Below are 22388 nucleotides of genomic sequence, written 5' to 3' on the forward strand. Positions count from 1 at the left end.
CCTTCCGTATAGATTAATTACTTACTTATTATTGATTGAATCATCCTTGAATCGTATTAAGGTTTTATATTGATAGCTTCCAATATTACCAGTTGTATCTTTATAGCGACTAATCTTCTTACTTTCGAACATAAACACGAAAAATCGAAATAAAAATTTAAGTGGGCTTTTTCCATCCAATTCTACATTGCCAAAGAAGTATGCTATTCCACCTGGTAAAATTAAGTATTTTAAAAACACATTATTTCCTAAAGGTAAAAACTGATCTAGAATTAAAATTAAAAGTAAAGATCCAACAAAGAAGCCCAACTGTCTATAGGGAACTGGGAAAGGGAGAGTTAAGTCCCTTATCCCGTATAAACTCTTAGGAATATCCCATATTGAGTTGTATGTCCTAACTTCTTTACGAGTCGGCTTTTGAGTCATTTCTACCAACCCCTTTAATATTTTTAGAGATTTTTAATTTATTACTTGAATACTAAATTATATAATTTTGTACCAAGATCTTTGAAAATGTCTGGTGAGAATACAAAAACTGATAATAGTGCACAAACAATTATCCAACCAAGTAAACCAGCCATTTGTCGTTTAACTGCAAAGACGATTACTCCAATAAGTGCTACAACTAAAAAGATCGGGCCCAATTGAGCTACTAACCAGTTTTTAATATTTACTCCAAAATTTATATTACCTATTACAGCTGCATCTGTAATAGCAGGTAATTGCTGAGCAACCATATCTAATCCCAAAAGCTCCATAATTATTTACCCTCCACCTTCTCTAATGTGTTTTCAAATTTTTTCATAGAGCTAATTGAAAACTTATTATCTTTATTTACTAGATTTAAATCATATGTGTATGTGTACTCTAAGCTGCTATCGTTGTCTTTTAATTTGGCATCAACTAAGACTCTGTACCCTTTATCCTTATCTTCATAAATCCGCAAGTTTTCTAATTTGTTAAATGTCATAATACCTTTTAGTCCATTTGTTATATTGCTTTTTTCAAAGTAGTAAGCAATTTCTTCTGGTGTTCCTTCTGTATACACTTTAAATACAGATTGCAAAAATTGTTCTACTTTTTTTATTTCTGAATCTGTATTTATTTCTCGTCCTTCTGATTTAAATGTAGCCACTTTATAAGATGCCTTTTCTCTCTCTCCATGAACGATTGTAGGATGGTCAGGAATCACCATCTTCCCTTTCTCCATTAAGATTGAAATAGAGAAGTACCTTGTCACTTCTTTAGGTTCTTTTGGTGTATCTGGGGCTTGAGTCGTTCCAGGAGCTGGATTATTTACAGGTTCTAGTTTTTGAATGATTTTCAATGTAACTTCTGCTTCATTTCCTTTTTGACGAACCTCTACAGCTTCTGACTTAACTAACGTACTAGAAGCATTTTTTAAACTATCCCTATTTAATCCTCCTTGCTCATCGGATCCTTCAACTAAATATTTTTCTAATCGTTTTTTCCGTGTTTCAGCTACATTCATATCAACCTTCCAGTTAAAATAATCAGCGGCAAAACTATTGGCATATGCAATTAATTCTGCTTCCGACATCTTAACTTTTACGGGTTCCTCCTTCTTTTCTAGAACAGCTACTGCTCTAGGAGGAGCGGCAAGTTGGATAAATGAAAGGGAGCTTCCTGCAAACACGAATCCCATTACACACCAAAATGTAACCTTACCTACTTTTCTTCCTGTTATAACTGGAACTTTCTCCCTTGTATTACGTGTCTTCTTTTCTTTAAGTGCTTCTGAATTTTCTTGTTGCATATCTAATAGTTCAGTTGTTTTATTCTTTGCCTTTTTAAAGAATGTAAATTTCTTTTTTTCGGCGTTTTTCTGGGATTTCTTTTTTACCATGTCTTCACCTCTCTTTTTAAATGGTTAGGAGATTACAAGGTTCATTGTAATTTCCACTAATTAACTATCTACTTTAAGTATGATTTACTTTTTTCGAAAATCTAAGAGAAATAAAAAAAATTATGTTTTATATCAAAATTTTTTTAGAAAGATTAAACCTAAATATAATGTTTATTAAAGTACATAAAAAAACCAATTCCATTAAGAAATGAAATTGGTTTTACACAGGGTCTATTCTCTATAGTAAGTATTACACAATATAAAAACCTAATATAATATATATCTTTAATATATATAAAGAAAAAAGATAATACTTTTATACAGAGAAAAAATCGTCTTAAAACATTGCTGTGCTATGGGTTCATCATTACTCTAGCCGTAAAAAATCATAAAAAGTAAATACTGGGAACGTACTTAATGAGCTGGATGATGATTAAAAACTACAAAATATCGTAAAGTAGGTATATAAAAACTACATATAATCATCGTTAATTTGATGCGAGTGAATGAATAAATAATAAATACAAATTTTGCTGATTTATGAACAAGCTTTCCACATTTCTTAAAAACTACACACAATTTATTAACAAATTGGTCAAAGTTAGGAACAGAATCCACTTTTTAAACATAACTAACAGAAGTTTTTCTGATTTTAAGTAGATTTAGAGAAAGAACATGATAAGAACAGTACTTAAGGCTTTATGTTATACACATCAGGTCAAAATTATTAAGATATCAACAGAATTATAAAAAATATTTATGCTTTTTTGTAGATGAAATGACACAAAAGGATTGAAAATTCAGATTTAATAACTCAGAAATTGTGAATATCTCATTTTGATTTACATGCAATGTATGTAATTGCATAAAAAATAGAGAGGCGTGATCATTAAAATTGAAAACTTTCTCTCTGTTTTGTTTGAAGTAATGCATTTCATAGGGTATCTTCAACACGAATAGCCCTCCACTTTTGTTTTTTCAAAAATAGAGAGCTGTATCTTTACATTGCTGGAAGCAGCTGATCAACCGAATGTGGTGTTTCACTTGTTGAACGGTAGTATGCTTCTAAGGACTGTAGAAACTGAATTAAATCAAAGTCTTCAGGGACCTCAATTACACGAATCTTTTCCTTCGACAATTTATCAACTTTTTCAATGAACAGTTCACGAATATCACTAGGCATGTTAGTTCCTTGATGCCCGCTAGACTTTAATAGTTCACGGATTTCAATTTCTAATGCTATATATGCGTTAATATTTACTCCTTGCTCATAAGCATATTTTCTAAATAGTGATTCCTCTTGATACTGCATGTAATTACGATGGTAAGCATCTAAGGTTACAGGTACAGCATATTTCGCATGAAGCAGGTCATGCGCTTTACGGAATAGCTTTTGAACATTGCGTAAAGAGTATATAGCAAAATGAGTACCAAATTTAAAAATGGCCTCTTCTTGTTCATGTTTAGGTACATTGTGTGTAATTAAAGGATAAATACCAGTTTTAGCAGCTGTATCTAATACACGGTATTGAGAAGATTGCTTTAATAGTTTACTTAGTGTATAAACAAGCTTTTTCGGATACCCTTCTTGTCGATCAATCATTTCTCGTAAGCCACGAACTACTTGGCGAATTTGACGATGACAAGAGTGTTTTAAAACGTTAATGAATTGGTTCATATCTTTTGCAAATTCAGCAATATTCATTTCCACTAACAGATTTTCAATGAATTTAACTTTACGCTTATATGTATCTCTTGGTGTAAAAGGATCACGGTATTCTGCTCCTTCTTCTTTTGCGCATAAGAAATCAGGATGTACAGATAAATGCAATGTTGTGTATTGCTTTTTATTCTTCTTCCCTTTTTCTAACTTGCAAATTTTAAATAAAGGAGATCCAGTAGCTGATAGCTTTGTTTCTAGTTCCTCAAGCACAGCACGAATCTGATGTGGGTATTTCTTATGTAAGTAACGATACATACCGCCAAAGTGAGTTGAGTTTCCTTGTTCATCAACTTTGAATAAAGAACGTTTCAGGGTAGTTTCGCGTTTCTGCTGCATTGCTACATCCATGAATAGTTTCTTAGCTGCAATGGATAACTCAAAGAATTCTTTGGTAAATACTATCGGGCTAATAAATGTATATGCATTTGCTTTATTCGTTTCTTTATTCATGAAGTCAGTTAAGGTGATTTTATATTTACCACTGTACTCATTTTCAATTGTAATGATGTTATGGAAACTTAACTTCTTCAAAGCCACATAAAATTGCGAGTGGTGAATATGTGCAAATGCTTCTTTATAATTTTTATAATCTTCCCAAAGCATATGGATTGATACATGTGAAAGCTCACCATATGTATTACATTTTTTATGAAGAAATAGAAATACTTCTAGATCAGCATTTGTAATACCATATAGCTTATGTTTTCTGCCCTCATTTTTATCAAATCCACTTACTTTATCTACAATCTTTTTCATTTTCAGTGAAAAAGATGGCTTTGCTTGTTCAACAAATCCCTCTTCATCAGCAATTCGTTCTTCATAGGACATTGAATTCACAATGTCTTCTAGATAAGTATCTTTAAAACTGTAATACTTACCTTCCAAAGCTTCTACTAACTTTTGCCACGATTTAATTGTTACAATTACCGGTGTTGTTGTTTCACCATTCAAACTACGCTTGTTCTTTATAACGAAAGGTTTTGCCATCTTTTTCACCTCCTTTTATGTTAAGTTGCAGTTTTCCCCACAATTAGATATAGAATTTCATTTTTGATTATATCAAATCGAATGCTGGTGAAATCTGTCCCTTTAAGAGGAAAAACAAAAAAATGAAACGTGCCCAAATCCCTTGGGGGACAAGGGATTTGACGTTTCATAAAAAAAAGTTTGTTGCCACCATAGGGCTATGAAGTTTTTTGAATATGAAACGTAGTATGTTGTGGGGTGAATCTTACTAAACCATTGATTTTATAGGGTTTTACGCTAATTTCGTTTTAAAGTTGTAGCCATCATATAGCTATAACGTTTCATGTTTTGGATTGACTAAGAAATTTCTATAGATTTCGTATAAACACTGATATATAGGGAGTTATAACTGTTTTTAAATGAAAAGTCGTAGCCATCATACCGCTATAATCGTTTCATTTCGTTTCATGTTTCCTGCCGTCATATAGCTATAACGTTTCATGTTTTTAAAATAAGTTATATTTTATTGAAAGTTGCTGTAACCCTTGGTATATATAGATTTGTTTGAAGTTTTAAAGTGAAAGTTGTAGCCATCATATAGCTATAATGATTTTATTGTGTTTTCTTTCATAATTAAAGAAATGGCTTTATATCAACGTTTATTAGTAAATTACATAGAATAAAAATTTTTTTAGTCGAATGATTTTCAGGATATTCTCGTTTCATTTTTTTAAAGTTGTAGCCATCATATAGCTATAACGTTTCATAAATTACGAAATTATAACCACAATATAGCTATTCATTATTATAAGTAAGAAGTAATAGCCATGATAAGGCTACATAGTTTCAAGTAAGAAGTAATAGCCGCGATAAGGCTACATAGTTTCAAGTAAGAAGTAATAGCCGTGATAAGGCTATGCAGTTTCAAATAAGGGCTTATAGCCCCGATAAAGCTATACAGTTTCAAATAAGAGCTTATAGTCATGATAAGGCTACATAGTTTCAAGTAAGAAGTAATAGCCGCGATAAGGCTATATAGTTTCAAGTAAGAAGTAATAGCCATGATAAGGCTACATAGTTTCAAGTAAGAAGTAATAGCCGCGATAAGGCTACATAGTTTCAAGTAAGAAGTAATAGCCATGATAAGGCTACATAGTTTCAAGTAAGAAGTAATAGCCATGATAAGGCTACATAGTTTCAAGTAAGAAGTAATAGCCGCGATAAGGCTACATAGTTTTAAGTAAGAAGTAATAGCCATGATAAGGCTACATAGTTTCAAGTAAGAGGTAATAGCCGTGATAAGGCTATATAGTTTTAAGTAAGAAGTAATAGCCGTGATAAGGCTATATAATTTCAAGTAAGAAGTAATAGCCATGATAAGGCTATATAGTTTCAAATAAGAGTTTATAGCCCCGATAAGGCTATGTAGTTTCAAATAAGAGCTTATGGCCAAGATAAAGCTATATAGTTTCAAATAAGGGTTTATAGGCCCCGATAAAGCAATATAGTTTCAAATAAGAGTTTATAGCCCCGATAAGGCTATGTAGTTTCAAATAAGAGTTTATAGCCCCGATAAAGGTATATAGTTTCAAATAAGAGTTTATAGCCCTGAAAAGGCTATGTAGTTTCAAATAAGAGTTTATAGCCCCGATAAGGCTATGTAGTTTCAAATAAGAGCTTATGGCCAAGATAAAGCAATATAGTTTCAAATAAGAGTTTATAGCCCTGAAAAGGCTATGTAGTTTTTCATCTAAATGGGAAAAATAAACGCATTTTGATTCAGTCATTCGTTTAAAGTGAAATTCCATCAGTGGGAGTCTTATAGCCTGTGAATTGTGGGATGAAAAATGGACTAAGAATTTAATCTTAGTCCATTTCTTATTTTAGATCCATTTTGTGTGGAATGTACCTTCTTTATCTACTCGTTTATACGTATGCGCTCCAAAATAATCGCGCTGCGCTTGTAACAAGTTAGCAGGTAGTTTGGCAGTACGATAGCTGTCATAATAAGAAATTGCTGCTGAAAATGCAGGTATCGGAATGCCCTGTTGTACCGCCATTGAGATAATTTGGCGTAATCCGCCTTGATATGACTCTACAATTTCTTTAAAGTATGGATCAAGTAAAAGGTTCGGTAGTTCAGTGTTTGTTTCATAAGCCTCTTTAATGTTCTGTAAAAAGGCAGCACGGATAATACATCCGCCTCTCCAAAGCATAGAAATGCTGCCAAAATCAAGGTTCCAATCATATTCCTCAGAAGCTGCCTTCAATTGCGTAAATCCTTGTGCATAAGAACAAATTTTACTCATATATAAAGCTTGGCGCACTGCTTCAATTAATTCAGCTTTTTCAACTCCAATTGCTGTTTTATCTTTAGGGCCAGATAAAACTTTGCTTGCGTTTACACGCTCTTCTTTTAAAGCAGAAATGCAACGTGCAAATACAGATTCCGTGATAATAGGCAGAGAGATACCTAAATCAAGTGCGCTTTGGCTTGTCCATTTCCCTGTACCCTTTTGTCCTGCAGTATCAAGAATAACATCCACTAATGGCTTACCAGTTTCTTCATCTTTCTTCTTGAAGATATCGGCGGTAATCTCAATTAGATAGCTGTTCAGTTCACCTTTATTCCATTCAGCAAATATTTCATGGAACTCTTCTGCAGTCAAATCAAGTGTTTGTTTCAAGAAGAAATATGCTTCACAAATTAATTGCATATCTCCATACTCAATACCGTTGTGAACCATCTTTACATAGTGGCCTGCCCCATTAGGTCCGATATAAGAACAGCAAGGCTCGTTATTCACTTTTGCAGAGATGTTTTCAAGCATATCCTTTACTTTTTCGTATGCATCCTTCTGTCCGCCTGGCATAATAGATGGTCCCTTCAATGCACCCTCTTCGCCACCTGACACACCTGCCCCGATGAAATTGATTCCTTCTTCGGCAAGACGTTTGTTTCGGCGAATTGTATCGACAAAGTATGTATTACCACCGTCAATTAAAATATCACCTTTATCGAGGTGAGGAACTAGAGAATCAATCGCCTTATCTGTAATTTCCCCCGCATTCACCATTAATAAAATCTTTCTAGGTGATTCAAGTGAGTTAACAAACTCTTCAACTATATGAGTACCAACTAAGTTTTTACCACGGTTTTCCTCAATGATTTCATCAACTTTTTCCTTTGAAATATCATATAGGGCCACAGAATACCCTTTGCTCTCAAAGTTAAGTGCGAGGCTTTTTCCCATAACGCCCACACCAACAACTCCAATTTGTAACTTTTCCATATTCCATCGTTCCTTTCCATGTATGTTACTCTGTATTATAGTATATATACCTAAAATAACACTTTAATCAAATAATCAATCTTTTTCATTTCAATAGGCTCCGCCAGTATTCTTGCGAAAGGTTATAGGGACACGGCACATCACTATCAAGTTAAAAAATAAAGAGAGATTTTCATCCTTATTAATCAATCATGAAAAATAACTGGTTAATTACGGAAAATCAAATTAAACAGCTTCCGTATCCCTTTTATTGTTTAGAAAGATCTATACAAATAAACTTAATAATAAAGTAAATCCTAATCCGGCTACAGAAACGATAGTCTCAAGTAAAGTCCATGTTGCAAATGTTTCTTTCATGCTTAAACCAAAGTACTCTTTAAACATCCAGAAACCAGCATCGTTCACGTGTGAAGCAATTAAACTACCAGCCCCTGTTGCAAGGACAACTAAAGCAAGGTTAACATCAGATTGACCTAACATCGGAATCACTAAACCGACAGTTGTTAATGCAGCAACCGTAGCAGACCCCAATGAAATACGTAAGATGGCAGCGATAATCCATGCGAGCAAGATTGGTGATAATGAAGTTCCTTTGAATAATTCGGCTACATAGTTACCAACGCCGCCATCAATTAATACTTGTTTGAAAGCGCCGCCTCCACCAATAATTAAGAGCATCATCCCAATATTCGAGATCGCTGTTGTACAAGATTCCATCACGTTTTTGATTGGAATATTTCTTGCCAATCCCATTGTATAGATCGCAACAAGTAAGGATATCAACATGGCAGTATCCGCATTCCCAATAAACTCAATCGTTGCTAGTAAACTATTATCTTTGAATCCCATTGTTTTTTGCAGCAAAGTAATAATTGTAGCGACTGCCATTAAAAGAACAGGCAGTAAAGCGGTAAAAACACTGATTCCAAAGCCAGGAGTTTCTTCAAGTTTAAATACTTTCTGCTCACCTAAAGATTTGATATTACCGGTTTTTGTGAACGCATCAGGTACTAGTTTTTTTGCAAGTTTAGTAAATACAGGTCCAGCTAACACAACCGTTGGAACCGCTATCATAAAACCGTAAAGTAATACTTCACCGATGTTTGCATGCAATTCACCAGCGATAGCAGTTGGCCCTGGGTGTGGCGGTAAAAATCCGTGTGTTACAGATAAAGCTGCTGCCATTGAAATACCGAGATATAAGATAGAAACTTTTAATTCTCTTGAAATCGCAAATACAATTGGAATTAATAATACTAATCCTACTTCAAAAAATAATGCAATCCCGATAATAAATGAGGCAGTCACAACAGCCCATTGAATGTTCTTTTCACCAAATTTTTTCACAAGGGTCATGGCAATGCGTTGTGCGCCCCCAGAATCTGAAAGCAACTTACCTAACATCGCACCAAGTCCAAAAACGAGTGCTAAATGACCAAGTGTTCCGCCTAGTCCCGCTTCAATGGTCTTAAAAATCTTTTCTGGTGGCATTCCAAGTGCTAAAGCAACCCCGACCGATACAATGATTAATGAAATAAAGGTATTTAATTTAAAGCGCATAATCAGTAAAAGTAATGCTAAAATCCCAATTGCTACAATGACTAATGGCATCGTAGTTCCCCCCTAATCTTAGCTGTATTTGTATTTATCCCGCTATTCGTGGGCAGTAAGGCCCCCCACCTCGATATTTAGATAGAAGCGAGGCGTGGGGATTACTGATGAAAGTTTTACTTTATTAAATTTCTTTGATAATTTGCAATTCGTGTATAATCATCTTCTAGCGCCCTTGATAGGTTAATAAATATCGGCAGTAATTGTCTGTATTCTTTTGTTGCTTCTTCTTTCGGTGTATGTTTGTAGGTACTGCCAACCATTTCGGAAACGATTTCAAAAGAATTAATTTTTCCTGTGGCATAGAGACCTAATATACATGCACCTAGACAAGAGCTTTCGTAGCTCTTTGGAACAACGACTTCAGATGCGAAAATATCGGACATCATCTGTCGCCAAACGTCAGACCTTGCGAAGCCGCCTGTTGCTTGAATACGGGTTACAGGACCATCCATGCATTCGGTTAACGCTAAGAATACAGTGTATAAATTATATATAACGCCTTCTAAAGCTGCACGAATCATATGTTCCTTCTTATGTGACATCGTTAAACCAAAGAAGGAGCCACGTACATCTGGGTTCCATAATGGTGCACGTTCACCTGCGAGGTATGGATGGAATAATAATCCGTCTGCACCAGGTCTCACACGTTCAGCTATTTTAGTTAATACATCGTATGGATCAATTCCTAGTCTTTTCGCAGTTTCTACTTCTGATGAAGCAAGTTCATCACGAATCCAACGAAGGACCATTCCTCCATTGTTTACAGGTCCACCAATTACCCAATGCTTTTCTGTTAAGGCATAACAAAATATTCTTCCTTTTTTATCTGTTTGTGGTTTATCAATGATGGTCCGAATAGCACCACTGGTTCCAATTGTGACAGCTATCTCCCCTTTCCGAATTGCATTCACACCTAGATTAGAAAGCACCCCATCACTGGCACCAATGACAAACGGTGTTTGGGAATCGATACCAATCTTTTGGGCTAAATCTGGATTGCAGTTGCTAAATATTTGGGTGGTTGGTACGAGTTCGGATAATTGAGCTGATGTTATACCAGCAATTTTTAAAGCTTTCTCATCCCAATCTAGTTTTTTTAAGTTCATCATACCCATGCACGAGGCGATGGAATGATCAACAACATATTGATCAAAGAATTGTTTGAAGATATATTCTTTGATTCCAATATATTTCTTCGTTCTAATAGCAATTTCCGGATGATCATTCACAATCCATGTAATTTTACTTAATGGTGACATTGGGTGAATAGGTGTTCCTGTTCGTCTATAAACTTCATGGCCATTCAGTTCATCTTTGATTTTATGTGCCCATGCCTCACTACGATTATCTGCCCAAGTAATACAAGGTGTCAGCGGCTGATCATTTTCATCCATGGCAATAACACTATGCATAGCACTGCTAAATGAAATAAACGATGGTTTTTTATCTGAATGCTGTTTCGTTATATTTGATATCGCTTGTAAAACAGCTTGGAAAATCTCTTCTGGATCTTGTTCCGCTGTGGATATATCCGGTGTGCGAAGTGGATAACCAATATTCTCGGTTTGGATGACTTCGCCTTTTTCAGTAAATAAAACTGCTTTCGTACTTGTTGTACCGATATCTATACCTAACATATAGCTACTCATGTCCTTGCTCTACTCCTTTAGATAACATTTGTTGTGACATCCAGAAATCTTCAACTTTCCCTTGAACATCATCAAAATTTTGATGTAAGGCCTTAATCATGAGGGCTCGATCTTTTGATTCGATTGCTTTTATATAAAGCTCATGATTTTTTATAATCCGTTCAAAGTCTTCGTACTTTTCCTTGAAACGAGTACGCATTGATAAAAGGATTAAGCTTTCCATAACAGGCTTTAAATTATTCCAAATCATCAGGATGTAGGAATGCTCAATGGTTCGAATAATCGTTTCATGGAATAAGAGGTCTTGATAAGAAAATTCATCAGAATCATGATATTTAATGGCGATTTTCATCATTTCCATTATTTTATTTAGTTCTCTTACTAAATCATTTGTGTCCATCTTTACAAGTCGCTCAAAGATAAACGTTTCTATAAGTAAACGAACATCATATATTTCTTCGATTTCTTTCTCGGTTAAACCAATGACAACTGCCCCCATTCTTTCTAAGCGAATAATATTTTCAGAAGCTAGTACTTTTAATGCTTCACGGACGGGTGACCGACTTACAGAAAAATCGGCAGCTAATTTATTTTCCGACAGGATGGTACCGCTTTCAATTTCACCTGCAATAATGCGCATTCTCAGTTCGCTCGCAACACGATCACCTGTAGAAGCTTTTGAAAGCCATTTTTCAGGATAAAGAAATTCCATTGATTTCGCCATAAATTCACCTCATGTTAATCAAGTATACTTGTATACAAGTATTATAACTCGGATTTTTAATTATGCAAGCGCTTTTATTGTTTGCTTTGCTTCTTTTAGAGGAAAGCTCCATAATTATTAAGCTAACAAATCGAGTCGCCCCAAAAACTATTATTGTTGATGAAGAAGATTTAGGGAATGGAAAACTGAAGAATACGATATCCAAGGACTTATATCAACATATTTACCACCCGGGTTTACAACTTGTTGAATCAAAAATATAGATGTTAAAAATGTAACAGTAACTGAATTTGAGCATTAAAAACTTTCAAAAATTGAAATTGTATTGTAAAGTAATGATTTTACAAATAGAAGCAGTTTTATATAATTAAAGACAAGTAAAGAGAATTTAAATGATTCACAGTAAAACGTGTAAAAAAACAACGATTATGTAGATTATTCAGATAACATTTCAACTTAAAGGTTATATAGCCATCATATAGCTATGACGTTTCACATTTTTAAGATTCAAATTATATTTGTAATTAACATTGTTAGGAGGTATTTAAATATGGAGAAAGTGTTAGCATTGTTTAGTGATGCCCTCCTACTTGCTGCTCCAATTTATGAAGAAAACAAGCAGTTATGGGCCAAATGGAATAAATATTATAAAGAAGTACAAGGGAATCACGATAAATTAGTAACATCAGCTAATATGTCCCCTTCCTTTTCGACACTTGTTTCTTGGTTAGGTCAGAAACAAGAGCAAGGAATATCGTTATTAAACATTTATGCCAATCTGAATAAATATAAAATTGAAATTCAAAATGTACTAGATAAGATCATTGAACAAGAATTCGGAGAAAAAGTTGAAGCAGTTGTACCAACTCAAATTTCAATTTTTGAAGATAGGGTAACAGAACATATAGAAGATATATCGGATGATTACTATCCTGTAACCAATGACGCAATGTACTATCAATTACGTGATGGAATAGCAAAAAATCATTTTGAGGAAGATGAAGCAGTAGCAAAACCGGTACTGCCATTAGAAACAAAAAATTCAAGCGGAGTTGCACAACTATCTTCACATAAGGATGAGGATTTGAGATTAGTGAATACAAACGAAGCAGAAAGATGGTCTATATTGGTTGATGGAGTAATTAGTAATATGGATGATCTTACAGCAGACTGTTTGGATACCATTACAATACAATGGTTAAATCAAGCTAAATCTCCAGATGAATTCATAGATTTTAGTTATGAAAATGTGTTGGAATTATGTAATATGCCAAAAGCATCTGCAAACGGTGTAGAGTATTATCGTGCAGAAGATAAGATAAAAGTAGCGCAACGTATTGCAGCGTTAGCAAGCATCTTTATTTATTTGAATGATGATAATGAAGTTGTAGTATTGAACGATCAAGCTGAAACCGGGGAAAAATTTGAAGTAAAACGTGAAGTAATCAAAAGGCTATTCGTACTGGACTCTGTGGTGTTATGGAGAGATAAGAATACTAATGAATATATGGGGATAGAATCCTGTAAGATTAAACCAGGTAGTTTTTTATCAGGCTATTTGTATGGATCTAATAGCACAACTGCTTTATTATCGAAAAAAGCATTAGAGTATAATAGCTATAGACACAAGTTTCATAAACGTTTAATACGTTATTTATCCTGGCAGTGGCGAATCCGTCAACAATATAGTACTTTAAAAAGACCATACTCCATTGGTGGAGAAAAAGGTTTACTATCTGTAATGGGTATTACAACTACAAAGGGGCGCCCAACTCGAATTCGTGAACAACTAGAAAATGTTTTAAATGATTTAGAAAAAGAAAATGTAATTTCACATTGGGCGTATGCAGAGGAATTGGATGAAACAAAGATAGGAGAACGTAATTGGTTTAAGAATTACTATTCAAAATTAGGAATCATTATCTTACCACCACAAGAATTGATGAATAATATAGATAGTATGGTGAAGAAAAAAACAATAGATACGCAAGAGAAGCAAGAGGAGCGTTATATTGTAGATACAGTAAAACAACCTACTGTAGGATCAGAGGATATGATTCGAGAGAAAATTATGCATCAGCATATGCATCAAAATAAAACAATGCGTGAGATAGCAGATGAAATAGGTCTATCCCCTGCTACACTATCAAGATTCTGTAATAACAAAATGAAGCGTATTTCAAAAAGCGTTAATGAAAAACTGAACAAGTGGTATGAAAGACAAATGATTATAGAGTCTATGTAAAGAGAAGCAGATGCCTTTAAATGGAGAGGTACCTGCTTCTTTTTAGTTTGTTCATATTCTATCTGTTGTATGGTTACAATATAGTTATTTAATTTTTAACCTAAAACAAGCATAACCCCGTTCTCAATTTAGGACGGGGTTAAAATTTAGTTGTTTAATTTTCGATATAAGATACTTCACTGTACTCAAAATATAACAATAAAATCGTTTGAAAATCTAAGGCTCATTCAACAAAAGCGCCCTTTAATGGAATAAATTAAATCATGAACGAGACCTAAAAACACAATCACTTATTTCTTATTGAACTAAAGCCCCTTTTAGTTCAATAAGAAATAATGGCCCCCCTTATGATAGTATCTATCGCACTTGATCTCCTATTGAAAAATATTAATGGGTATAGGAGGATTAAATGAAATTAAAATAACATACTTTTTCAATTACTAGAGAGACAATTCATAAAATCAATCACGATTTTTCAGTTTATGCACCGAAAGTATTTTTCTTTAATGTTAGTGTTACTTTACCTAATTTAACGACTCCCATAATTATAGAGAGCAAAGGTATTAAAAATAAGAGATGTCCTATTCCTGGAGCAAATAATGTTACCGTGGACAAAGGACCAAATAATTTAGGAAATCCAATTAAAATAATCAACGGCAGCAGCCAGTTAAATACTAATATAGACAACCCGTTTAGAATCCTACGGAATGTTGTTACTTTACGATTTTTAGGTTTGAAAGTTCTGTAAGCTGAACAAACAATTAAAGCAACTATTGCCAGTAAAATCAAATCAATAATTACATATTTCATAAATGGATTGCTATCAGATATAGAAGGTTCTTCATGATGTACCAGCTTGTTTATCCAGCTTATGATGGCATCATATTCATTAAGATTAAGATAATCCATTGAATTGATCTGCAAGCTGATGCCATACTCCCCATCTAAAACAACTTTTGAGTATGTATTTTCTGTCCATCCATTATGGGAGATTCCTTCATTATTCACTTCCCATCCCATTGCATAGTAGGTATCATTCCCCATGAGTGCTGATGGATGATGCATTGTGGTCATTGCATTCGCTGATAAAATACTTTTTCCTTTGAATTCTCCTTGATTCAATTGTACGATCATGTAATTTGCCATATCCTCCGCACTGGAAATAAGGTAACCGGAAGAAACAGTTCCTTCATGGATTAATTGCTTTGTCGGCACCTTTAATCCAAATACAGTTTGGTATCCAGTCGCAATTGAATTGTTTGTATCATCTTTTGGGTTAACATAACTATTGTTCATTTCAAGCGGTTTGAATATGAATTCATTGATATACTCTTTATACGATTTATTCGTAACCTCCTCGATGACTAAGCCTAAAATGTTATAATTTAAATTCGAGTATTGATATTGTGCGCCCACAGAATATGTTAATTCTGTATTTGCCAAGCTTTTAATATGTTCTTTTAATGTTTTATTCCCTTGTGATATAGATACTTGACCATCATTTGTAGAAAGACCGCTTGTATGATTCAGTAAATGTTGAATTGTAATTTTTGCAGATGCTTTTTCATCTGCAATTTGAAACCAAGGTATGTAGGATTGTACCGGTTCTTCTAGGACGATTTTTCCCTGTTCCACTAACTGCATAATGGCAAGAGCCGTGAACGATTTAGTAGTCGAACCAAGAACAATCGGCGTTTGCGATGTCATTTTTTCCCCATCTGGATTTGAAACACCATATCCTTGTATATATTCCACTTGATCTTCCTTTACGATAGCCAATGATGCACCAGGAATGTTCAGTCTCTCTATCTCATTTGTCATAAACTGATCAATCTTAGAAATATCAAGACTAACATTTGTAGATTCTTTATCGTTTGCAAATATAACTCCGTTAACACTTATCATTAGCATTAGTATGGCGATTACGAACATTTTGCCTATTGTAAATTGTCTTTTCCTCATAACCTGTTTTTCTCTGATTTTATTCCCGCATGTAGAACATTTAAGTTTTTTTTGCTTAACAAAGTTAATCATTTCAGTCTCCTTGTCTACCTTGTTATCTGAATACCTACACCCATACAAACAACTTCTATGTTCAACAAAAAAAATTAACTGCAATTTTAGATTTAGACAATCCTTCACAAAATCTACACTAATATTAACATAAATATCCAATTATATTTGCGATTTTTATTCCATTAAATGGCCGGATTGTTGAATAACATGACTTGCTTTTTTTAAACAACTTTATTATCACTGTACATTTAGTGGATTTAATCAAATTACTTTGACTTACCACTAATAATACTTTTCCTTAATCCGTTAAATGACCCTTTACATCTTTATTGTAAATTCATTGGTTTTATTTGGAAGTAAATAACTTTATTGTCACTCAACATCTGTATCACTCTATAAACGCTCTCGATTGCTCGATGGATATCATATGTACATTTGCACATAATAAGATTGTTAAATGTTAAAGTCAGGAGGGTTTGTATGCAACATAATAAAAAAGCTATAGAAAAGTCTAGTTCCATTATGAAACCAAATTTTGCAGAAACTGATGCGCAAAAAGTGAAACAAGAAATTCAAAATGATGTAAGAGAAGGACAAGGAGCAATGACTTCCCGAGAAGCAGGTGCAATGCGGGATTAAGAAACCACTCCTTACTGTTATTTTATTTGTTAGTGAAATTTTAACCAGTAAGGAGCTATCCCTTAATCTGCTTTTGTTTCTTAAAAAGTCGTTTTTCATTTTGAAATAACGTTTACTTCATGTAAGTATCTCAATTAGAGATAATCTATTTCTCGTCTGACTTTTCCAAAAGAAAGTTTAAATTGCCGTGATATAAACAATTCCAAAATTGTCTATTGTAGTCATCAGCATTTATTAATATGTTAGTATCAAACTCCAATAATTTGTTCTTTAATTCATAAAAAGTGTTTATTAGATTATGACTTTTGTAGTGTTCTTGCTCTAATAGTTGAATCCAACACTTTTTAAAATAATTGAAGCAGCAGTACATTTTCTCTATAGAAGAATTGACAAAATATCTTTCTACTCTTTCCGTAATTTCATGTTCTAGCTCATATATTTCTCCTGTGGGCTGGTAGATAGTAATTAGATTACCTGAGTCAATATTGCTCCCAATAACAAGGTATGGTTTAAACTTCTCTAAACTCGCTAAAAACGCTTCTGTAAATTCTTTATCCAATATTGATAAAGAAAAATCATTTTGTTTTGTCCATTCTACTACATCTAAAAGAAAACCATTAGAATAGGTGTAAAAATCAACATTGAGACATTCGAATTCAGTTTCTTTAATTTGATGATTAAGTAAAAAATGCTTACTATCAATGGGCAAATTTAATTTGGCTATTTCCAATGTCCTTCCTCCCCCTGATTATTTAATCCATTTTCTGTTTCTTCACAAACTCAATTAAATTTTAGCATAAAGAAATGGCCTCCTTGGGGAAAGTTACATATGACATAATAAAAAGGTATGAGTTTACGCCCCACACCTTTTTACCAGTAGAAATATTCGTTATATGCTTAGTGTATCAATCAAGATCAATGTCACCTTCGATATATTGACTGAGTTTATCCTTAATTGCTGCACTTTCTGGAGTCACTTCTGCCACTTTTCGATTTTTAAGTCGAGAACCATCTTCTGTTGTATCAGAAGATGAGGTGTTTTCATCATCTTGAGATACAGTTGCAGCCATTTGTTGTTGTAACCATTGCATTGTTAAGTTAGAGGTTGTGTTTTTACCATTGATTTCTGCAGTTCGTTGAATTTCCTGCTCCTGCTGATTATGCGTTACAGTCGATGTGTAAGCAGGCTCTCTATATTGTGGTGTATGCTTCGTCCTTGGCACTTCTATTGGAGTTTCAGTAATAACTGGTGCTTTGTTGTTAAGTTCAATAGGTTCTCTATGTTTACTTGTATCTGGTACATTTTCTTTTTGAATATTGATTACTTCATTAATTTTTGCGGGTTCTGTTGTATTAGAAGTGGCAATTGATGCTGTAGTGTCCACCTTTTCTAGCTTAGGAGCAGAATTTCTTGAGTAATCTTGCACAGACTGATTATTTGTTAACTCACCTTCATTGTCAGTATCATCTTCATTGTTATAAAAATCGTAAGTATCAGGATTTAACGTTTGTAACCAACCTTCTATTGCAGTAGGCGCTGTTTTAGGTGTCCTCAATTCCTCAATTACAGTTTCTTCACTATCAACATCTGTATCTGTAACATAATCATCATATTTAATTTCCGTATTCAATGACTCTTCACGTACTTTTAGCCAATAATCAGCTGCTACTGCATCAACTTGAATCTTAGCTGTTTTAAACTCAGTGGCAGGAACAAAGTTTGCATTTACTTGTATTCCTCCTTGAGGAGCATTATCTTTTACAATTTTAGCAGCACACTGGAATGCTTTTTGAATCAATATATCATTTTCAGAAAGAATGGGTACCTCTGTTTTCGAATAAGAGTAGGATGTTCTACGTGTACTTTGAGTTTTCGTTTCAGCTGTTACCATATCAATTTCTTGATCACCTTCACGTGCTTCATAAATTGTTTTCGTACCCATAAGCTTACTAAACAATTTAGCATCTTCATTAGTGACATCACCATAAACAAGTTTATTACGAAATGTACCTAACAGGATATCCATGAATCTTGGGCCATGTTCAATTGCTAATTGGCTAATTGTTTGCGCAATAACAATTAAAGGTGCTTTATATTTACGTGATTGTGCAGGAAAACTTTTAAAGGCTTTATAAATGTAATCCGCAAACTCATCCACTAAAACAGGATGGTAAGGAGATACGTTAGGCTTACGACGGAAAACAGCATTCTGCACGGCATATAAACATAATTTACCGAATACATCAGATAGATCAGAAAGTTCCCCTTTTGCTGTATTAATTAAAAGGATACCTCCAAATTCCAAATGTTTTTCAAAGTCGAACTCCGATGGACCACATAATACACGTCGGAGCAGAGGTTGAGCAGAAATATCATTTAATGTGTTTCGTAAACCACGAACGAATGTTTCTTGTTTATCAATAATCTTTGGCTGCCCATAGTATTTCCCTTCAGTATGATAAACAACTTCCCCTCCCCCACGACCACCAGAAATTTCAGGTACATAATTTAAATCAAACCATTCATCAACTTGCTTCATTATGCGCCAATGATTTCGCTCATCTCTATTAGGTATAGATTCAATGTCATTTGGAAGTCGTTCTTTTAACTTGAGATGCATCTCAAAAACGAGATTAGCATCATTGTACATATCAATTAGATGTTCAAATCTAGCTTCAAATTTTGAATCATGGAGTTTTAACAAATAAATATGTTGTTTAAGATGGGAACGCTCAGATTGAACGAAGAAAGGATTTCCTGCTCCATTATCAGAGAGCCCCGTTAATACTGAACATAACATCTCAGCAACTTTATCAACTGGACCACGTACGAAATTTATTGAAGGGGTATCAGGATTTGTCGGATCTAAATAGAAAATAACACTTTCGGGAATCTTGTGTGCCAATACCAATTTATATACCTTGTCGCAGAAGTCATTAGATGGCTCGATAACTGTAAGACCATTGACCTGTGTTCCTTTTACGTCCTCTGAATGATAATCTTTTCTTGCATATAAGGTTTTAAAGTTATTAATCATTGAAGCCATATAGTCAAGAATTTGATTAGCAATTGGTAAACCTAGTGCAGCTGATTTACCTGTACCAATGTTACCGATAATCATTATATTAAGTGTTAAAGACTTGCCCTGTATTACTGCCATTTCCCGTGTAGCACTGTTAGGACCGAGAAAGATATCGGGTTCTGGCAATTTTGATGGATTTTTTTCAGTGAAAAATCTGTGTAATGAAATAGCAAGTTTTCGTTGACGATCTTCATTCAAAAAGGAAAGCATCCAACCAGGTATTTTAAACACGTATTCCCATTTTCCGAATGCATCTAAAAGCTCCTTTTTATGTTCATAAAAAATTTTAAAGAGCCATAAGAGTACGAGAATAATAATAATTACAGGTATAGCAAATACAAGGTGCATGATATTACTAAAATTTGAAAGGATAGTATCCTCTAATCCTTTGTCATTTAGTGAAACTTCTCCAGCTTTCGAATTTAAGAATGGAATAAATATTTTAGCTAATGGAACACTAAACGCCCATAAGAACTGGGCAACTATACCGATTAACATCATCGAGAAAATAAACCATCTACGTTTTATCTCCTGATAAGTTTTAACCTTGGTTGAAAGCTGCCAAGTATAAATTAAAATCCAAAAGCTAAAAAAGGTTTCAATGTAATAATTAGTTTTGAACGGATTACCGAAGATACTTAAGGTAGGTAATGGAACGCCCATTTGTATTGACCAGAAAGAAGCGTATTTATATATTCCTCTGAAAGCAAAATACCAAGCTAGCAGCAGTAGTAATGTCACAACATAGTAAGATGAGCGAGCTACTAAACGATATTTCCAGATTTTTGTAATATCGATTGTAACTGTATAGGAATTTTTCTTGCTCCTCCCGGCTTTTGGATCCTCTCCATTACCTGGTGTATTATTGAGTTCAGCATTCTTTTGAACTGCGTTCTCCAAATTCTTGTTTCACCCTCTCTTTTAAAGAATAAAAAGCAGCGGTGAAATTAAGCAATTCAGCAGAAGTAGCCAATAATATATTCTCTGGTGCTATGGAATTGTGATACAAATCAGTAAAAATGGCCTGCTGCCCATGCTCTAATTCGTCCGCTTCATATATCCCCAATATTTTAATTGGGTTTAGTGTTTGATGTTGATTTTGCATGGCCAACAATCCTGATAATTGTTGTAATTTAAAGTGTGTGTTAACCTCCCCTACCTTAAGTATTGTTAATATACAAACTATTTCTAAGTAATCTAAAGATTTTTTTTCTTCATCAGATGTTTTTTTTCGTAATACCAGAATGTCATCTGTTAGCTCAAGTAGTTTAGAATGCTGAACCCCTTTCGCTTGCATTTCATTTTTATTAGATATCCACTCTACCGAATAAGGGAAAGAAGAATTTATGTTTAAACGTTCAGTGATTTTTTTGATCAGGTGACTTTTGCTTAAACTATTAGTTTCGCGAATTTCTTGAAGAATATTATTTACTACAAGTGCAGAACTACCCATATTGCATACGTAAACATTGAGGTTGTTTAACACACTTAAACGTGGAATATTACCAAAAGCTTTTTTTAAATTGGTAACACGTGTGGTCCGTTTTTTGTAAGTAGAAATGGTATGGTAGGAGTCATCAATAATAGAAAATAACACGTAATATTGCTTAGATGGGTTAGCAGCAGCGATATCGAGATATTTTTTTAATTTATTTTCTAAAAACGGAATGTTTTCCGATCCTGTATCAACTTCAATATTGATAATAGAATTGTTACAAGTAATAATCCAATCAGGAATTAGTAATGGGTTTCCCTTTGAGTCAGGATAAAATTCTTTAGATGGACGAAATGAATATACAAGTTGAGGCAGATCTGGTAGGAAAGAAACGGGTTGAAGTTCGGGCTGAAACACTTCACGGTAGTCTTCATCTTCATATAAATAGTAGACATCTTTTGAATCGGAATACATTAGGTTGGGCAAATGCAAGTTTTGCTTTACGATTTGACTTAGCGGAAAGAGATAATCTCCATTACCACCTACAATTGCACCAGTATGTTCATTGTTTGATTCTGCTTTAAGTAAATTTAAAACAAATTGCGTAATTGCTATATTGTGTTCATATTGCCTCTTAGTAACAAATGAGGTACTACAATCAGAAATCAATTTTAATCTATATAATATTTCAGCTCCTTTTAAAGAGATAGAAACGAAATCCAGTGTAAAGCCTCGCTTTTTTCTCACGCTTATATTTTCCTTTTTTAGTAATTTCATTTTTGCCCATTTAGTTAACTTTGATGAAAAAGTAGTGCGACTTATAGGCCCCCCACTTATCAATTCATAAAATTTACGTAATTGAATTTGAGATACTGTTCGCTGTTCATATAAAAATAAAACTGTAAAAATATCAGAACGATTAAAATAAACTCCACGATCATTTTCTCCGACGATATATTTAACTGCATGATTAAATGATTTTTTCAATTTTAAACACTCCCCTGATATGGAAATAAAATACGGAAACTTGCATAAAATTGATTGCAACTATCCAAAAGCCAACCTAGACTGATTGGGTAAATAAAACATTTGAGAACATAAAAATGTTTTAAAAATATTTTAACTGAAATTTAC

15 protein-coding genes are annotated in these 22388 nt (G+C 33.8%); 2 read left to right on the plus strand and 13 right to left on the minus strand.

All coding sequences use genetic code 11. The features are described from left to right. Window positions 1-21 precede the first annotated feature (21 nt). The 9 genes from ACS2MN_RS15985 to gntR all read right to left on the minus strand — a co-directional run bounded on the left by ACS2MN_RS15985 (window position 22) and on the right by gntR (window position 11836). Window positions 22-426, minus strand: a complete 405-nt coding sequence (locus tag ACS2MN_RS15985; protein WP_000192366.1) for a TcpE family conjugal transfer membrane protein — start codon at window positions 424-426, stop codon at window positions 22-24. A 41-nt stretch (window positions 427-467) separates the two neighbouring features. Next, a complete protein-coding gene (locus ACS2MN_RS15990; protein WP_000421392.1) occupies window positions 468-758 on the minus strand; it encodes a hypothetical protein in 291 nt (96 codons plus the stop codon). 2 nt (window positions 759-760) lie between these two features. Then, window positions 761-1867 carry a conjugal transfer protein gene (locus ACS2MN_RS15995; RefSeq protein WP_098805697.1) on the minus strand — a complete coding sequence of 369 codons (1107 nt, stop codon included), beginning with the start codon at window positions 1865-1867 and terminating at the stop codon, window positions 761-763. Window positions 1868-2867: 1000 nt separating this feature from the next. Beyond that, window positions 2868-4577 carry a hypothetical protein gene (locus ACS2MN_RS16000; protein WP_098805696.1) on the minus strand — a complete coding sequence of 570 codons (1710 nt, stop codon included), beginning with the start codon at window positions 4575-4577 and terminating at the stop codon, window positions 2868-2870. A gap of 784 nt (window positions 4578-5361) precedes the next feature. After that, window positions 5362-5814, minus strand: coding sequence for a hypothetical protein (locus ACS2MN_RS16005; protein ID WP_438894720.1), 453 nt, complete (start codon window positions 5812-5814; stop codon window positions 5362-5364). Between the two features lie 625 nt (window positions 5815-6439). Then, window positions 6440-7849 (minus strand): NADP-dependent phosphogluconate dehydrogenase, encoded by a 1410-nt coding sequence (gene gndA, locus ACS2MN_RS16010; RefSeq protein WP_098805695.1) that lies wholly within the window; start codon window positions 7847-7849, stop codon window positions 6440-6442. Between the two features lie 264 nt (window positions 7850-8113). Continuing rightward, window positions 8114-9460 (minus strand): gluconate permease GntP, encoded by a 1347-nt coding sequence (gntP, locus tag ACS2MN_RS16015; RefSeq protein ID WP_001131717.1) that lies wholly within the window; start codon window positions 9458-9460, stop codon window positions 8114-8116. A gap of 116 nt (window positions 9461-9576) precedes the next feature. Beyond that, complete coding sequence (gene gntK / locus ACS2MN_RS16020; protein ID WP_346994660.1) at window positions 9577-11112, minus strand: gluconokinase; 1536 nt, start codon at window positions 11110-11112, stop codon at window positions 9577-9579. Continuing rightward, on the minus strand, window positions 11105-11836 hold the full coding sequence (gntR, locus tag ACS2MN_RS16025) for a gluconate operon transcriptional repressor GntR (protein ID WP_001130026.1): 732 nt from the start codon (window positions 11834-11836) through the stop codon (window positions 11105-11107). Before gntR ends, gntK begins: the two co-directional genes overlap by 8 nt. 550 nt (window positions 11837-12386) lie before the next feature. On the opposite strand from gntR, the gene ACS2MN_RS16030 reads away from it, so the two are divergent. Beyond that, a complete protein-coding gene (locus tag ACS2MN_RS16030) occupies window positions 12387-14081 on the plus strand; it encodes a helix-turn-helix domain-containing protein (RefSeq protein WP_438894721.1) in 1695 nt (564 codons plus the stop codon). Between the two features lie 480 nt (window positions 14082-14561). On the opposite strand, the gene ACS2MN_RS16035 is transcribed toward ACS2MN_RS16030, so the two are convergent. Next, a complete protein-coding gene (locus ACS2MN_RS16035) occupies window positions 14562-16043 on the minus strand; it encodes a serine hydrolase domain-containing protein (RefSeq protein ID WP_346994661.1) in 1482 nt (493 codons plus the stop codon). Window positions 16044-16577: 534 nt separating this feature from the next. On the opposite strand from ACS2MN_RS16035, the gene ACS2MN_RS16040 reads away from it, so the two are divergent. Then, window positions 16578-16736, plus strand: coding sequence for a hypothetical protein (locus ACS2MN_RS16040; RefSeq protein WP_180250212.1), 159 nt, complete (start codon window positions 16578-16580; stop codon window positions 16734-16736). A 145-nt stretch (window positions 16737-16881) separates the two neighbouring features. Here the strand turns inward: ACS2MN_RS16040 and ACS2MN_RS16045 are convergent, their stop codons facing one another. The 3 genes from ACS2MN_RS16045 to ACS2MN_RS16055 all read right to left on the minus strand — a co-directional run bounded on the left by ACS2MN_RS16045 (window position 16882) and on the right by ACS2MN_RS16055 (window position 22241). After that, on the minus strand, window positions 16882-17466 hold the full coding sequence (locus ACS2MN_RS16045; protein WP_098805690.1) for a hypothetical protein: 585 nt from the start codon (window positions 17464-17466) through the stop codon (window positions 16882-16884). Window positions 17467-17641: 175 nt separating this feature from the next. Then, the gene (locus ACS2MN_RS16050; protein ID WP_098805689.1) at window positions 17642-20719 is read right to left on the minus strand and encodes a type IV secretory system conjugative DNA transfer family protein; all 3078 of its coding nucleotides are present in this window, start codon (window positions 20717-20719) and stop codon (window positions 17642-17644) included. Then, the gene (locus ACS2MN_RS16055; RefSeq protein ID WP_098805688.1) at window positions 20691-22241 is read right to left on the minus strand and encodes a replication-relaxation family protein; all 1551 of its coding nucleotides are present in this window, start codon (window positions 22239-22241) and stop codon (window positions 20691-20693) included. Before ACS2MN_RS16055 ends, ACS2MN_RS16050 begins: the two co-directional genes overlap by 29 nt. Window positions 22242-22388: the final 147 nt, after the last annotated feature.

This window comes from Bacillus cereus group sp. BceL062 (genome assembly GCF_051780025.1).
Taxonomy (GTDB): domain Bacteria; phylum Bacillota; class Bacilli; order Bacillales; family Bacillaceae_G; genus Bacillus_A; species Bacillus_A toyonensis.